The organism is Xenorhabdus sp. Sc-CR9 (assembly GCF_963897815.1).
In the GTDB taxonomy this organism is placed as follows: Bacteria; Pseudomonadota; Gammaproteobacteria; order Enterobacterales; family Enterobacteriaceae; genus Xenorhabdus.
On the sequence record NZ_CAWQTY010000167.1, the window covers coordinates 1 to 15,824 of the forward strand.

The 15,824-nt window shown below is 38.9% G+C and carries 15 protein-coding genes, 1 tRNA gene and 2 pseudogenes; 9 read left to right on the top strand and 9 right to left on the bottom strand.

Annotated elements, in window-relative coordinates; all coding sequences use genetic code 11:
* Positions 1 to 204 precede the first annotated feature (204 nt).
* Positions 205 to 519: pseudogene (locus AACQ81_RS08180) on the top strand (IS30 family transposase); the annotation flags it as partial.
* On the opposite strand, the gene AACQ81_RS08185 reads toward AACQ81_RS08180, so the two are convergent.
* Both AACQ81_RS08185 and AACQ81_RS08190 read right to left on the bottom strand, forming a co-directional pair.
* Positions 470 to 808, bottom strand: coding sequence for a hypothetical protein (locus tag AACQ81_RS08185; protein ID WP_237385219.1), 339 nt, complete (start codon positions 806 to 808; stop codon positions 470 to 472). The pseudogene AACQ81_RS08180 and the gene AACQ81_RS08185 sit on opposite strands and share 50 nt — an antisense overlap.
* 147 nt (positions 809 to 955) lie before the next feature.
* Positions 956 to 1,510, bottom strand: a complete 555-nt coding sequence (locus tag AACQ81_RS08190) for a hypothetical protein (protein WP_237385220.1) — start codon at positions 1,508 to 1,510, stop codon at positions 956 to 958.
* Between the two features lie 40 nt (positions 1,511 to 1,550).
* Here AACQ81_RS08190 and AACQ81_RS08195 point away from each other — a divergent pair, with 40 nt between their 5' ends.
* Positions 1,551 to 1,766, top strand: coding sequence for a hypothetical protein (locus AACQ81_RS08195; RefSeq protein ID WP_237385221.1), 216 nt, complete (start codon positions 1,551 to 1,553; stop codon positions 1,764 to 1,766).
* Between the two features lie 383 nt (positions 1,767 to 2,149).
* Positions 2,150 to 3,094: a Thoeris anti-defense Tad2 family protein gene (locus AACQ81_RS08200; RefSeq protein WP_237385222.1), complete on the top strand. Its 945-nt coding sequence runs from the start codon at positions 2,150 to 2,152 to the stop codon at positions 3,092 to 3,094.
* A 203-nt stretch (positions 3,095 to 3,297) separates the two neighbouring features.
* On the opposite strand, the gene AACQ81_RS08205 is transcribed toward AACQ81_RS08200, so the two are convergent.
* Positions 3,298 to 4,086 (bottom strand): DUF2829 domain-containing protein, encoded by a 789-nt coding sequence (locus tag AACQ81_RS08205; RefSeq protein WP_237385223.1) that lies wholly within the window; start codon positions 4,084 to 4,086, stop codon positions 3,298 to 3,300.
* A gap of 403 nt (positions 4,087 to 4,489) precedes the next feature.
* Between AACQ81_RS08205 and AACQ81_RS08210 the strand changes: the two genes are divergently transcribed.
* A complete protein-coding gene (locus tag AACQ81_RS08210; RefSeq protein WP_237385224.1) occupies positions 4,490 to 4,873 on the top strand; it encodes a LecA/PA-IL family lectin in 384 nt (127 codons plus the stop codon).
* A 329-nt stretch (positions 4,874 to 5,202) separates the two neighbouring features.
* Here AACQ81_RS08210 and AACQ81_RS08215 read toward each other — a convergent pair.
* A pseudogene (locus tag AACQ81_RS08215) lies at positions 5,203 to 5,560 on the bottom strand (Arm DNA-binding domain-containing protein); the annotation flags it as partial.
* Between the two features lie 174 nt (positions 5,561 to 5,734).
* Positions 5,735 to 5,822 (bottom strand) — tRNA-Ser (locus AACQ81_RS08220).
* A 182-nt stretch (positions 5,823 to 6,004) separates the two neighbouring features.
* Between AACQ81_RS08220 and tusE the strand changes: the two genes are divergently transcribed.
* Positions 6,005 to 6,334 carry a sulfurtransferase TusE gene (gene tusE / locus AACQ81_RS08225; protein WP_237385225.1) on the top strand — a complete coding sequence of 110 codons (330 nt, stop codon included), beginning with the start codon at positions 6,005 to 6,007 and terminating at the stop codon, positions 6,332 to 6,334.
* 15 nt (positions 6,335 to 6,349) lie between these two features.
* Here tusE and yccX read toward each other — a convergent pair whose 3' ends face one another.
* Positions 6,350 to 6,628, bottom strand: coding sequence for an acylphosphatase (yccX, locus tag AACQ81_RS08230; RefSeq protein ID WP_237385226.1), 279 nt, complete (start codon positions 6,626 to 6,628; stop codon positions 6,350 to 6,352).
* Positions 6,629 to 6,856: 228 nt separating this feature from the next.
* On the opposite strand from yccX, the gene hspQ reads away from it, so the two are divergent.
* Positions 6,857 to 7,177 carry a heat shock protein HspQ gene (hspQ, locus tag AACQ81_RS08235; protein ID WP_198689250.1) on the top strand — a complete coding sequence of 107 codons (321 nt, stop codon included), beginning with the start codon at positions 6,857 to 6,859 and terminating at the stop codon, positions 7,175 to 7,177.
* A gap of 346 nt (positions 7,178 to 7,523) precedes the next feature.
* On the opposite strand, the gene helD is transcribed toward hspQ, so the two are convergent.
* Positions 7,524 to 9,584 (bottom strand): DNA helicase IV, encoded by a 2,061-nt coding sequence (gene helD / locus AACQ81_RS08245; RefSeq protein ID WP_237385227.1) that lies wholly within the window; start codon positions 9,582 to 9,584, stop codon positions 7,524 to 7,526.
* Positions 9,585 to 9,651: 67 nt separating this feature from the next.
* Between helD and yccS the strand changes: the two genes are divergently transcribed.
* Positions 9,652 to 11,820: a YccS family putative transporter gene (gene yccS / locus AACQ81_RS08250; protein ID WP_237385228.1), complete on the top strand. Its 2,169-nt coding sequence runs from the start codon at positions 9,652 to 9,654 to the stop codon at positions 11,818 to 11,820.
* Positions 11,821 to 12,162: 342 nt separating this feature from the next.
* Here yccS and AACQ81_RS08255 read toward each other — a convergent pair whose 3' ends face one another.
* Complete coding sequence (locus AACQ81_RS08255) at positions 12,163 to 12,786, bottom strand: TfoX/Sxy family DNA transformation protein (RefSeq protein WP_237385229.1); 624 nt, start codon at positions 12,784 to 12,786, stop codon at positions 12,163 to 12,165.
* A 240-nt stretch (positions 12,787 to 13,026) separates the two neighbouring features.
* Here AACQ81_RS08255 and sulA point away from each other — a divergent pair, with 240 nt between their 5' ends.
* Both sulA and ompA read left to right on the top strand, forming a co-directional pair.
* Complete coding sequence (sulA, locus tag AACQ81_RS08260; RefSeq protein ID WP_237385230.1) at positions 13,027 to 13,599, top strand: SOS-induced cell division inhibitor SulA; 573 nt, start codon at positions 13,027 to 13,029, stop codon at positions 13,597 to 13,599.
* Positions 13,600 to 13,955: 356 nt separating this feature from the next.
* Entirely contained in the window at positions 13,956 to 15,077 is a 1,122-nt protein-coding gene (gene ompA, locus AACQ81_RS08265; protein ID WP_237385231.1) for a porin OmpA, read from the top strand.
* A 92-nt stretch (positions 15,078 to 15,169) separates the two neighbouring features.
* On the opposite strand, the gene matP is transcribed toward ompA, so the two are convergent.
* The gene (gene matP, locus AACQ81_RS08270; RefSeq protein ID WP_237385232.1) at positions 15,170 to 15,619 is read right to left on the bottom strand and encodes a macrodomain Ter protein MatP; all 450 of its coding nucleotides are present in this window, start codon (positions 15,617 to 15,619) and stop codon (positions 15,170 to 15,172) included.
* Positions 15,620 to 15,824 lie beyond the last annotated feature (205 nt).

Genomic DNA, 15,824 nt, shown 5'->3' on the forward strand with positions numbered 1-15,824 from the left:
ATGGTCAAGCAATGTGATTGCGGGGCACCAAGCCAAAGAAATAAGCTTAAAAAAGCCAGCTGGTGTGATGATTACCGCGCCCAAGTTTTCTTTGGCTGAATGTTAATCAAAGTATGCTCGTGCCCTGAGGATACCATGGAGTATGAGTTAAATACTTTGTTGAAAGGTTATGGCGACAAATTTGCAATTAACTTTTCTTGAGTACTTAAAACAATTACCTTTGATAACGGCCTCGAATTTGCTGAACACGAGAGGATCAGTAAGAATTTAGAGGCAAAAATTTATTTTGCGCATCCCTATTCGCCTTGGGAAAGAGGAATAAATGAAAATACGAATGGATTAATCAGGGATTACTTCCCAAAAGGAACCGATTTTAATAAAGTATCAGAACGGGAGATTAACCTTGTGGCAAACCGATTGAATAATCGTCCTCGTAAAACGAGAGATTACAAAACACCGAATGAATTATTTAAAGGAATGCCCACTCATTTACTTCGTTCATTACGGTGTTGCGCTTAATATGTGAATCCAAGAAAAGTTTATACTTGTCACTGTGTGAAAGCTCATACCCCCCGCTAATATTAATTAAAGGATAGATAAGATCTAAATTTATTATCCGGAATTTATCTTGGTCATGCCCAAATGCAAGCATATTATTGATTTTGCCGATACCATCAATTGCAGTATCTATTGGCCCTAATTTCTTTTTACCTTTTTTGAATTCAAATTCAAGTTCTTTTGACCAACTGCGTGTTTCAGCACCTTTTTCGGCAGTAATTTCTCCTGTAATCGTTAAAGAATTACGCACTTCATAAGGACTTGTGTTCCTTCGCCACCCATGTGAGCCTCTATGTCGCAATCCATTCGCTCTATTAATTTCTATTTGTTGTTGCCGTCTTTGTTCATCGGTATATTTTTCGATCTCTTCTGCTACTCCAATAGCAACGTTGAACTTCTAGCTTTCATTCAGATATAAATGAATATTTGTACCAAGAATGACTTTATTTCCAAGCGTCATTCGCCTAATAGTTTCAGGCAAATTGAATATTTTATCGACTAAGGCTTTTCCGGCACATTCATCAACCTGAACATAATAACTTTCTCTCTTTATTTGAAAATAAAAATCTTTTTCTAAAAAACGGCGCAAAAGGGTAATAGGGCTATTTTCAGCGATAGCAAAAGAGTCAGTTTTTTTGGAATAATTCAAATTTCCTGAATACGATTTCTTGGGAGAAAATTGTGAAATTGGCTGACTTTTTTCATTATATAAATTCCCAATTGGACACATTGGACTATTAGATATGCAGCCTTTGCTAATAGAAATTAATATTATAGGTACTTGAGGAATTTCACCTTCCTTTGGTTTATCAAAAATGTAATGAATCTGATAGGGAAATACAGATTGCTCATAACTAATGGTTTTATCACCCAGCTTAATATCAATTTTATGTGTACAATCATCTGGATTGTCACAACCACATATTGCAGAACCTGCCTTTGTTGATGTCATTTTTATCTCCTTAACCAATATTTACACTGCCACATCAAAGTTGCACTGGCAGCTGGACGTCAGTTTTGGTGAAGACAGTCAGCGCCTGAGAAGTGGTCATGCCGCTGAAAACATTGCTTTAATGAATAAAATAGCGCTTAACCTGTTGAAAAATGAGAAAACGGTTAAAGTGGGTATGAAAACCAAGCGCCAGAAAGCGGGATGGGATAATGACTATATGTTGAAAGTGCTTACGATGGGTTTTATGTCAGTCTAATTTAGACCCGTTTGCCCTGGATGATCTCTTTTCCATGCGAAAAACCTTTAATTTATTGTACTTAAAAGGATTTAAGGGTGATCTCTGTAAGCTACAAAAATCATCCTGCATGTGTTGGATAACTAAGAATAAGCACACACTACATCACCCCCTTAATCATTTGAGCAAAAATTCCCTAATCTGTGAGATAACGGCGTAATTAATTCACACAGGACGCAATAAAAGATATTGTTTCAATTGGTTATTTTTATAAGTTTGTACGAGAAATTACACAAAGGTAATCAATTCATTCAACCATCACTATTCATTAATATATTCGGGCTGTCACAGCGGACGGAAGTTAAGTATCACAACTTCCAATATCATAAATATAAGGAAATAGTATGTCTGATGTTATTAAGCCTGAAAACGAATGTCCGTTTAATCCTGAGCAATACGAATGCCACTGTATTACTGCTCCGGTAGGTTCCTTCTCTTGGGCATTGATTCAATTAAAACTACGCAAGCGTGTTGCCCGTTCTGTTTGGGGTGACAAAGGGATATATCTGGCTATTACGCCACGTGTGAATGGTTTAACCGTGGAAGACAGTAGCGCTTATGCGGTCGATGGTGTCGCAGTTGGGGCTAAATACGACTACCTGACACATATTGATCTGCACAATGAACACGGTAACTTTGTGCCTTGGCAGCCGACGCAAGAAGATATGATGGCTTGTGATTGGGGGCTTGTGGAAGAAGAGGGAAAGAAAGAAGAGCCAGTGAAGCCTGAGACTGAGTCTAAACCCAAACCTACTCCAGAGCTAATGCCTGAACCTAAACCGGAACCAACACCTGATCCAAAACCAGAATTTGAATTGGATGATAGTATGTTTGTATTTGATCTTATTTTAGGCGCTGGACGTTATAGAGATAGTCAAGGGGGGAGCTCTGATGATTGGGGATATATTGTCGATGATAGATACTTAAGTACAGGAAATGAAGCCGCTTTTGGTACCTTAAATGTAATTAGAAATAAGAAAGCCATCGAAAAAATAGATATTTTTTACTGGGGTAAAAATAATAAATCTAAAGCATCGGGGATTAACTTATTAATAAGTTCTCATGAAAATGATGCAAGTTATCAGCAAATGAAAAATTTATTCAAAAACAAATCTCTTTATATAACAGTGGATAATATAACTTATAATCTGGGTATGAGTTCACCTGAAGACTCTAACAGCAAATATTATTGGGGAAATTGGTATGAAAATAATGCTGAAATAGAAAAATTAGGTGAAATATTGAGGCAAACAGGCCAAACCAAGCGCTTCTACTTCAACTGGCGTTAATCCTACCTTACTACCTTACATTTAGATTTAAGGCTACGCATCGCGTGGCCTTTCTCCAACCCCTTGATATCCCTAGTTTCCGGTTCTCTGACGGAAACTAGGGATATCAAGGAGGTTAAAGAGGAGGATTGTCCTTTATGAAGAAGGCCACGCAATGCGCAGCCTTGAGATGTTTGTCATAGAAATATAATTAATTTTTTCAATTAGTTATCAAAGAAGTTAAATTCAATTTCCAGTGTCTTATCAACTGATGCAATAAATAATTCTTCTAATGCCAATGAATTTTCAGGTTGCTTATATAATAGATTGGTAGCACTGTCTATTTCAGCTACTCCCAAATCATATTCTTTACTTAGGCATCTAACGACCAATCTTTTCGATCCAAGATGTTTTTTCGCTTCATTAAGATTTTTACTATTAAGAAGAAAATGGCGACGAGAGGATGCAACAAGCTGAATCAAACAGAAGTGAGCAACTCCTTTAAAGAGCGGGATGTTATTACTAATTTCTTCCCATTTTCCCATAACATTCGTATAACCCCAATATTGAAACTCATTTGAAGAATCGGTATGTTCACCTACAGTTAATCGTGCTTTCAATTGATATGTTGGCTCAACTGATGGCTTAAGTTTTACCTTATCTTCAAAAAATCCCCAATCACAAGCCATCATATCTTCTTGCGTCGGCTGCCAAGGCACAAAGTTACCGTGTTCATTGTGCAGATCAATATGTGTCAGGTAGTCGTATTTAGCCCCAACTGCGACACCATCGACCGCATAAGCGCTACTGTCTTCCACGGTTAAACCATTCACACGTGGCGTAATAGCCAGATATATCCCTTTGTCACCCCAAACAGAACGGGCAACACGCTTGCGTAGTTTTAATTGAATCAATGCCCAAGAGAAGGAACCTACCGGAGCAGTAATACAGTGGCATTCGTATTGCTCAGGATTAAACGGACATTCGTTTTCAGGCTTAATAACGTCAGACATACTATTTCCTTATATTTATGATATTGGAAGTTGTGATACTTAACTTCCGTCCGCTGTGACAGCCCGAATATATTAATGAATATTTATAGTTGAATGAATTGATTGGGCTTGTGTGGGAGGCTGTACAAATGGGTGATTTGGGGGTTTGAAGGTCGGTGAACATTGTCTTTATCACACCAAATTTTATCAGTAGAAGAACAGATTTTATTGATCCCCCGTTTGTTATTTTATGTCATCCTGCCATCAAAGTATGCAACTCACCTAATCGTTAAAACAAGCTTAGCCAAAACGCATTCTCCAGTATTGATGAACCTATTTGATTGATGTTCACTGGCGGAGAAGTAACCCGCCTTCATAGACTGATAAAAGTCACTTTCAAAATATAATGATTGGAGGTAATACTATGTACGATTGGTCTGGAACTGTTCCTGCTAAACTTGAACAAGGTCAACCTACAGGGCTTATTCTCAAAAAAGGGGATGTTATATCTGTTGTTGCTGAAGGGTGGGTAAAGTACGGTCATCCAAATAATTACTGGGCAGCACCTCAGAGTTCCATACCCACCAATCCAAGGCCAGAACCACTCATCACACTCGTAGCTAAAATCGGAAACAGCGCCTATAAAATAGGAAATGGTGTGCTTCATAAAACGGTCCCGGTAGACGGAGAACTAATACTTTTATTCAATGATAAACCAGGAGCTTTTGGTGATAATTCGGGTGAATTTCACGTCGTTATAAAAATAGAATCCCGATATGATCCAGATTACCTTGAGGAAATAATATAAATATTTATTCTTTTTAACCCGCGACCTCCTGCGGGTTAATTATTTCCATTAATATAACCAATTAAAACAGTATTCAATTGAAACAATATTTTTTATTGCATCCTGTGTGAATTAATTACGCCGTTATCTCACAGATTAAGAAAGTTCTGATCATATATCAAGGGGAGTGATTTAGTGTGTTGGGTTGCGTTATGTTTCCATGATACTTTCTATTAACACATAATTAACAATCAAATCAAATGGATAACCAAGATAAACACCTTCCCGGTCAACAGATAGAAATGGATATCTTCCCAGTAAAGGAAGTTGAAATTGATGCAGTGGTTGGGAGTAACCAACCGACCACCTATCTTTGCGGCTGTTATACCATTCAAGCTCAATATTCTTAAATGTGTGTTCCGTTTGATTAATAGCTGCCGTTTTTTCTGCTTTTCTGGCTTCACTTGGATTAATTCCATTAGCAACCAGTTTTCTTGCTTCGTCACGTTTAGCTCTGGCTTCCGTAAGTGTTACTACCGGATAAACCCCTAATGAGATCATTTTGGTTTTACCCACAAATTGATAACGGTATCGCCAACCTTTAGAGCCCTTGGTATCGATTAACAAAGATAGGCCGTTACCATCCGCCAGCGTATAGGCTTTTTCCTTTGGTTTGGCTCGTTTGATTGCCAAGTCTGTTAGCTTCATAAACCACCCAATATTGTATAGAAAAAATGTATAGGGAATTTCTATACAAAAAACTATACAACAAATTGTAGAGATTTAGGAAGACGACAATAGACCTTGATATAAGGAGATATTGGTTTTTGTTTGATTTTACTAAGAAAAGGAGACTTTAGGAGACGTTGCGAGAAGTATAAGTGGCGGAGGAGGAGAGATTCGAACTCTCGGATGGTTTCCCATCGGCGGTTTTCAAGACCGCTGCCTTCAGCCGCTCGGCCACCCCTCCGCGATGTCGAGCACTATAAACATCGCTGTTATCAATGTAAAGCATTTATCTGTTCAATTGCCGCCAAATCACTCACATTGCTGTCTGTTGGTCTATTTATTCAGCATTTTTTGTAATCTTTCTTGGGAATAGTGGTGATTTTTGCTAAATTGCTGTCATTGTTACTAGATGGTTAAAAGGTTATGTTGATATTTCAAGGTCGTGAGATCAAAACTGATGCTCAAGGTTATTTAAAAAACAGCAGTGACTGGCAAGAAGATATGGCGCCTTTACTTGCTGAACAGGAAGCAATCAATCTGACTGAACAGCATTGGGAAGTTATACGTTTCGTGCGGGGATTTTACGAAGAATTTAATACGTCCCCTGCTATTCGTATGCTAGTTAAAGCGATTTCACAAAAATATGGAGAGGAGAAAGGCAATAGCCGTTATCTCTACCGTTTATTTCCCAAGGGACCTGCAAAACAAGCAACAAAGATTGCAGGTCTCCCGAAACCTGTTAAATGCATTTGATTTATTCATCCGTCGTTAGTGGCGGATGCTAAAATCATTCATCTCTTCTATTTCACAAAACTGTGATTGAAAATGATCAATTTTGGAACCGGGTGGGCCACCCTGCTCCAACCATTGAGTTAATTTATTGATTTTATTATCATTACCACAAGCAACAATTTTAACACTGCCATCATTCATGTTGCGGACATATCCAACCAGCTTGTTTTTCTTTGCCCAATGGTATGTTTGATAACGAAATCCAACTCCTTGTACCCGACCGTAAACATAAATGATAATACTGTATTTAGTCATTACTGGGTTCTCCCCAAATTAAGATAGTAAGAACTTTGAAACGTTAAACCCACTTTTAGTATTGTATTTTATATACGCAGCGGCTAACCTGAAAATATGAGGTAGCGATCACATCGCTATCTTGATTTCGAGGATCATGCAAAAATTCCGGCTACCGGGTGTGCGCTTGAAATTTACCTTACTGTCCTTATATATAAGAATCATTGCAAGGTTTCTTGGGAGGTGACTATGATGATCGCCAGCAAATTCGGTATTGGCCAGCAAGTACGGCACAGTCTGCTGGGTTATTTGGGTGTTGTTGTAGATATTGATGCTGAATATTCTTTAGAACAACCGCAGGAAAATGATATTGCATCTAATGCTACCTTGCGCTCGGCTCCGTGGTATCACGTTGTGATGGAAGGTGATGATGGTCAGCCGGTGCATACATATCTGGCAGAAGCACAATTGACTTACGAAATATCAGATGATCATCCAGAGCAACCTTCTTTGGATGAATTAGCCGAATCCATCAGAAGTCAATTGCAAGCTCCACGACTACGAAATTAAACGCTCTTATCATTGTTGTCCTCGAATTATTCCAATAAGGTGGTGAATATATACCCAATGGATTTCAAAATGTAGCCAACAAATTTACGGCTTGAAAGACAAAGGGGATAAGTAAGCACTACCTTATTTATTTCTCCATTCTCAAACATGGGATTTCAATTTTAGGACAACTATCCATTACAACGTTCAGCCCTTCACTTTCTGCAAGTGATTTTGCCTCGTCATTGATAACTCATTTTTGTAACCAATGTTGATGTGGGTCAATAGCCATAAGGGTTTACTAGAAAAACATTCGCTATATCCAATAGGATTAAATACGCCTTGTTTTTATGATACTGGTATTATTCTAAGGTTTACGCAGTATCGGTACCCCGAATTGCGTCAATTGATAAATGAATACTGATGGATTTTTCGGCTCCTGCATCAACCAAACCTGTTTTTTCGCCCGTGTAAGCGCGACATATAAAAGACGGCGTTCTTCTGCATCGGGAAAATCTTCAGGTTGTGGCAATAAAACTTGTTCAATTACAGATTCTCTCACCGGTGCTGGAAATCCCTCCTTTCCCTGCCTCAACCCCAAAATAATGGCATAATCCGCTTGCTGGCCTTTAGACGCATGAATTGTCATAAATCCAATCTTCAAATTCGGCCAACGGGTAGGCGCTTTTTTCAATAGTTCAGGTTTAAGATGGTGATAACGCGCCAACAATAAGATGGTCTCCTGTTTGGTGACGTAGCCACTCATTTTGTTAAGCAATGCTTCCAATTGATCTTCAGATAAAATCACAACTGATTTTTTATTACCTTTTATCAGGCTATTGAGAGGTTTAGCCGATTGGTTAGGATTTTGTTGAATAAATCGATTAGCAATTTCACCAATGCGATCATTGAAACGATAAGTCGTATCCAACACACATTGATTCCCTTCCCCTTCACCAATGTAAGCTGAAAATGTTGTCGTTAAGGTTAGTTCCGCACCACTGAAACGGTAAATCGCCTGCCAGTCATCTCCCACAGCAAACAGATGGCTTTGTTTATTCTGCATCTTCAATGTCTTTAATAGCTTGGCTCTCAATGGTGAAATATCTTGAAATTCATCAACCAAGATATGTTTCCACGGGCTGATAAATCGCCCTTTTTGCAGAATATTCACGGCCTGATGAATTAAACCAGAAAAATCGACTGCTCCTTCAGATTTCAATGCTGCTTTCCAAGCTTTCAACAAAGGAGCCATCAACCGTATGCGTTTCTGAAATAGATCGGCAAAAGCGGCAGGTGCTTGTTCAAACATCTCTTTCTGACTACCACCGTGCATACGCATCAAACCTAACCAGCATTCCAGGCGGACAGATAAACGAACCATCAATTGTTTATCATGCCAATACTCGCCTTCGGGTAATTGCCACCCCAGCTCTTCATCCAACCACTCTCGCCAACCTTTTGCCTGAGATTTTTTTTCTGCGCACTGTTTTTGCCATTCCTGAATAAGAAAATCACGACGTTTTTGCTCATCAGTTTCCAGTTCACTAATTTTGGGTGTGTTATTACTGCCTTGCTGAATGATATGTAATGCTAAAGCATGAAATGTTTTTGCTTTTACCTTTTTTGTCCCCAAACGGGCCTGAATACGTTCATTCATCTCATCGGCAGACTGACGATCAAAAACTAACAGCAAAATTTGTTCAGGAAGTGCTTGCTGACGCAACAATAGCCATCCAGTTCGGGCAACCAGAACGGATGTTTTTCCACTTCCTGCTCCCGCCAGTACCAAAATATTTTTTTCACCATTAATTACAGCCTGACACTGAGAACGATTAAGTGGTGATGTTTCTACGGTATTGAAAAACTCCTCATACTGAACCAAGCGGCGATCAATCCAGTGCTGGTTCATGGCTTGTATTGCTTTTTTACCATTATCCAGCCAATCCAGACAGGACTGATAATCGTCACGACAGTTCCCAAATTGTTCTATTCGTTGTAATGGCAAGGGTAATGCCTGAAATGTTTCTTGGATTTGTTGCTGCAATGATGCTAAATCTGCGGTTTTCAGCCAACGATCTTGTTGCTCTACTGTATTGATGTCATTAATTTGAGCGGCCAAAACATCAGCACTGACATTACTCATATCAAGGCTCCATTTTTGCCATTCTTTGAGCAAATAATGGTAAAAACTCTGTGTTTTCTGCCACTCCGTACCATGCAGACGAACCACTTTTCCTTCAGGTAATTCAAATTCCAGTTCCCCCCAGACAATCCCTCGCTTACACTGAATACCAATTAGTTGATTAAACGGAATAAGGTACTGGTGTTTATCACCGCTGACTTCAATGCCAGCATTAAGTAGACGCACTCGATTATAAGGGTGCTGAGCGAGGCGTTGGCCGATTTGCGTTGATTTTAGTTCCATTGTCGTGGGTACCGTACCTGAAAATTGTTGAACTACTTCATCACATAAATGTTGTTAGGGGGATTTTGTGCTAACAGTTTTATCCAGCTCCCGCCATTTTCTGTATAACAGTCACGTCCTCTATTATATCCGTATATTCCTTGCACTGACAGGAACCACCCTTATTCCCTGGTTACTAGGGGAAGAACTTAAAATAACTATTCCGTTACTACTGGGCGTTGTGGCAGCAGCATTAACCGATTTAGACGATCGCTTGGTTGGTCGCCTGCATAACCTTATCATTATCTTAATTTCTTTCTTTGTTGCTTCCGCTTCTATTACACTATTATTCCCTTATCCGTGGTTTTTCATTTTTGGATTGGCTATCTCCACTTGTGGCTTTATCTTGCTTGGTGCATTAGGGCAACGTTATGCCACGATCGCATTTGGTGCTTTGCTGATTGCCATTTATACCATGCTTGGCTCGTCAATATTTCCTATCTGGTATCAGCAGCCAGTATTACTGCTCATCGGCGCAATCTGGTATAATTTGCTGACATTAACAGGTCATCTGATATTTCCGATACGTCCTTTGCAGGAAAATCTGGCTCGCTGTTATCAACAACTTTCATCTTACCTTTACGCCAAAGCCGCCCTGTTTGATCCCGATACTGAAACCGAAGAATACAAACAATCTATGTTTGATGTTGCCATATCAAACAGTGTGTTGGTAACAACACTCAATCAGGCCAAACTCTCTTTATTAAGTCGTTTGAAAGGAGATCGGGGACAAAAAGGCACACGTCATACGTTGCATTATTATTTTGTTGCTCAAGATATTCATGAGCGCGCCAGTTCATCTCATGTACAGTATCAAAAACTAAAGGAAATTTTTCGTCACAGCGACATTATGTTTCGTATTCAACGGTTGCTTTCTATGCAGGCTAAAGCGAGTGAGCAGGTTTCACAATCGATTATTCTGCATAAGCGATATCAACATAATCCGCGTTTTGAAAATGCGTTCAACTATCTTGAAAGTTCCCTAGAGAGTTTGAAAAATCAGCAATGTGCTGATACCAAAATTGTAGCATTTGACAATCTACTGAAAAATTTACGGGCGATTGACGCTCAATTGGCAGGACTTCGTTCTGACCAGCATATTCTTTCCCAAAACGCTTCTCAAAACGACAAACAACAAGAAGAAACGAATTTATCTGACGAAACCTTAACTGGTTGGCGGGATGCATGGTTTAAGATCAGCAGTAATTTGACGCCAAAGTCTGCCCTATTCCGCCATGCTATTCGGATGTCTGCTCTTCTATGTACTGGCTATGCCATAATTCAACTATTTGATTTACAAAGAGGCTATTGGATTTTACTAACAAGTTTGTTCGTCTGCCAGCCCAACTATAGTGCTACTCGCCGTCGTCTGGCACTGCGGGTTACTGGCACATTGGCAGGTATTTTACTTGGCCTGCCAATCCTTTATTTTGTGCCTTCTATCGAAGGGCAATTAGTGTTGATTGTTATTTCAGGTGTACTATTCTTTGCTTTTCGCAACAGCCAATATACTCATGCAACACTATTCATCACACTATTAGTGTTACTCAGTTTTAATTTATTAGGTGAAGGTTTTGAAGTTGCATTACCAAGAATTATCGACACATTGATAGGTTGCGGTATCGCTCTGCTTGCAGTCAGTTTCATCTGGCCGGATTGGAAGTTCCGTCAATTGCCACAAGTGATAAACCGAACCGTAAGCGCTAATTGCCGTTATCTCAATGCAATTTTGATACAATATCATCAAGGTAAAAGTAACAGTCTGGATTATCGCATTGCTCGCCGTGTTGCTCATAATTGTGATGCTGAATTAGCATCAGTAATCTCAAATATGGCGTCGGAGCCAAAAAGCTATCGTATTTCTCAAGAGGTTGAATTTCGTTTGCTATGCCTTAACCATACAATGCTGAGTTATATTTCTGCATTAGGTGCCCATCGTGACAAACTCAATGATCCTGCAATTTTGGATATTCTCAACGATGCAATCTCCCATGTTGAATCTATATTAAAACAAAACCTGAATGATGATAACTCTGTGCAATCCATTGCAAACCAATTAATTGAAAGGATCAATTTCATCCCTTCTGATAGCAATGGCAAAGCTCAGCTTGTGTTACAGCAAGTAAGATTACTGATTGAGCTTTTACCTGAATTAGTGAGTTTGATAAAACAAGTTAGTGAACAAGAACCATACTAAAAAACTATACCTATCATATTTCAAGTTACAGCTTGATTGGTCATACTGTAACTTGGAATTTCATCACAAATCCATTGTCTAATAATGATATAAATAAATATTACCTTGTTATTCAAAACAAAATAGATAAATGGTTATAAACATTAACAATACAAGTATGCATTTTTGATATTGGTTACATGTAAAACACTCTGGCACGATTAAAAAACCTGAATCAGAGAACGATTATCTATTCTAAAATCAGAAGAAATACACGACAAAGTTATTAACATTTTCATTAAATACGAATGCTAAATTTACAAGCAATAGGGGCCAATGCCCCTATTCATCAAATATCACTCATTACGAGCGGTAATCTGAATTCTGGTGAATTAATTCACTATGCCAACTGATTAATTCATCACGTAATTGCTCTGGTAATACTGCGACATGACATCCTTCTATTGCACCTGCTAAAGCAAGCAGTAAACTGACATTTGTTTTTTTCCTGTGCTGCTGTAATTTTAGATAAGTTGCTTTTGCTCCTAACATCCGTAATTCTTCTACTTTAGAAATACCAACTTTCCATAATTGTCTCTCTAATACTATCCCTAAATTAGGAAGATCTTTTAGTCTGAGCGGCATTTTCTGTCTATCAATAATTTCTTCTCTAGTATAGATATAAGCCAGATTCACATATTCAAACAATTGTTTTTGATCTTGCCAAAGTGATTCATTAACACGGTAATAACGCAAAGCAACAGGTATCCCTCTTTTTGAATAAATAAATTTTTCCATCCCTCTCGCTCTAAATAATACCTCAGCGTGACTATTCCCTCGTAAATAAAGTTCCCCATCGGAACTAATGGCAAATAAAACACCATTAATCAGCAGCCCGATGCCACCAAATTGAGATTTTTTCTTAATTTTTCCCAGTGAAGATACACCATGTTGCAATTGAGCAAAACGAGCTCCAGATAAAAGCATTTTTATCACTCCATGAATCACATTCCAATGTAATGTTTAATCATGCCTTCTATTAATAAAATAGATAACAAGAACAATTAATTAAAACCATACGCAAACTATTTCCAACTGCCAATCGTTAAGTAGGAAAAATCTTAATTTCTGTGAATTTTTGCGAAGCGCTTTGAAAAAAATAGGCTTGCTTTTAATCAAATAGCGTTATACTGTATAAATATACAGTTCATCATAGTGAGGAATATTATGAGCACTCAATCAGAGTGGGAATATTTCACTAAGCAGAAAACAGCAGTGGCTACCACAACAGTAAAAAAGCATAAAACAGATAAAGCAATGGTTGGAATGACTGTGAAAAAACTGTCTTTTGTTAAACCTTCTCACAGCTCTTCACTGACTGTGAAAGGTCTGGTCAGTGAGCTGATATACAATGAACACCAGTCTGCCATTAATCACATCCTTCTTCCTTTATTACATCGATCCGGAAATGAAGACAGGTGGTTACTTTGGGTAACACCCGATAAGAGATTAAGCCGTCAATGGTTAATAAGTTCCGGCCTTCCTATAAATAAGGTCGTCCAGCTAAATCAAATCCATCCCATTGCGTCAATCGATGCCATGGAAAAAGCGTTGGCAAGTGGAAACTATAGTGTGGTATTGGGTTGGTTACCTGAATTGTCTGAATATGAAGTTAATAAATTACAATTGGCTGCGCAAAAAGGCATGGCTCTCGGCCTCATTATGCGTCCCCAAAATCAGGCACATCAATTTATATCACAGCCGTGTAAATTACAAATACACACAAATTACTATCATTGACGAAAATTAGGATTTATCCCAATATTTTTTATAAAAAATAAGCTACCAATTGATAGTTATTCTTATTTATAGTGAAAATCAACATATTAATATGAATTTAACTGTAAATATTCGTCAAAAATATTCACGTTATGTCAGTCTATAATTGAAAATTCTGTGCAATGAATCACAGTGTACTTGTAACTTTTTAAGTTCGTTGTAGACTTTACAAAGTTTAGGGAATTGTACTTACCGCCCTTATATTTAAGGACGCATCTCCTGAGATAAGTATAGTTACCTAACAAAACATTTTAACCAATGGCTAATAATAAGGCTTTCAAGGCCAATTGCCTATTTGGATGATAACGAGGCGTAAAATGAAGAAGACAGCTATCGCAGTAGCAGTGGCAGTGGCAGCTTTCGCAACTGCTGCTCAAGCAGCTCCAAAGGATAATACTTGGTATACCGGTGCTAAGCTGGGTTGGTCTCAATACCATGACGTAAACTTCTACGGTCATGGTTATGATACCCGCATTGGTAACGGCTCTACTCACAAAAGTCAGTTAGGTGCAGGTGCCTATGTCGGTTATCAGGCAAACCCATATCTGGGCTTTGAACTGGGTTATGACTGGTTAGGTCGCATGGCTTATAAAGGCAGCGTTAATAACGGTGCTTTCCGTGCTCAAGGCATTCAATTGACCACTAAACTAAGCTATCCAGTGATGGACAATCTGGATGTTTATACTCGCCTTGGTGGTATGGTATGGCGTGCGGATTCTTCTGCGACTTACAATGCAAATGCAGTCGAAGGAACTGGTGATAAAGGCCAGCGCAGACTGAAAGACCACGATACGGGTATTTCTCCTCTGGCTGCGATTGGTGTTGAATACGCACTGACTAAAAATCTGGCAACCCGTCTGGATTACCAATGGGTTAACAACATCGGTGATGCAACTTCTGTTGGTGCCCGCCCGGATAATGGTCTGCTGAGTGTCGGTGTTTCTTACCGTTTCGGTCAAGATGAAGCTGCCCCAGTCGTTGTACCAGTGGCTCCTGCTCCAGTGATCCCTGCGCCTATTGTTGAAAACAAGAACTTCACTCTGCGTTCTGACGTTCTGTTCAATTTCAACAAATCAACACTGAAGCAAGAAGGTAAACAAGAACTGGATAACCTCTACAATCAACTGGCTAATATCGACCCAACTCAAGGCAATGTTCTGGTAATTGGTTACACCGACCGTATCGGCAGCCAGAATTTTAACCTGCCACTGTCTCAAAAACGTGCTCAATCCGTTGTAGACTATTTGGTTGCTAAAGGCATCCCTGCCGGCAGTATCCAAGCAGAAGGTCGCGGCAAAGAAAGCCCTGTTACTGGTTCTAGCTGTGACAACATTAAAATCCACGCTAAACTTATCGACTGCCTGGCTCCAGATCGCCGTGTAGTTATCAACATTCAGGGCACGAAAGAAGTTGTTACTCAACCAAAAGTAGCACAGTAATACTGCTCTAATATCGCTGAAAAACCCCATTTTAAAATGGGGTTTTATTTTTTTGCTTACTCTTTTTTTACGTTACCATCATAGATAGTGCTTTATTTCCCTAATATTGCTTCCAGATCCTGTTTTAAACTCGACATCTGATGGTTATATTTTTCCCTATATTCAGCATCTTCCAGCAATTGCACTATTGTTTCTGATAACGTATTGCCGCGACGCCGAGAAAGCGCTGAAAGCCGTTGCCAGACATGGAAATCCAAATCGATAGATTTTTTACGGGAGTATTGATGCTCAGAATTAAAATGACGTTTACGCCGTGCCCGAATCGTTTGCTTCATTCGGTTGGATAAATCGGGATTCATATGCCGCGAAATCCAAGTCAAGACTTGGACCGGCTCTTGTTCTATTTTCATCAATTCGTTGACCGCATCCTGAGCTGCGCTTTTTTCAATGTATTTAGTAATCAGCTCGCCTTCACGGTGTTTTTTCGCTAAATATGTCCATTTCCAGCCACATTCCAGATTTTCCAATTGTTGATATTTCATTTCATCTCTCAGTGACAGCGTAACTTAAATTAAGCATAGCAATTATTTCTGTGAATTGCTCATAGCAACACAAAATCTTGGAGTATTTTGCAGACAATGAATGCGTTAGCTCAAATGTCGTGTCTTTCAAGATCCTGGCATGTTTGTTCATTGCCTAATCTTGTATAATAAATGTTTCCTTTTACTATATGATGTAGCTATCACT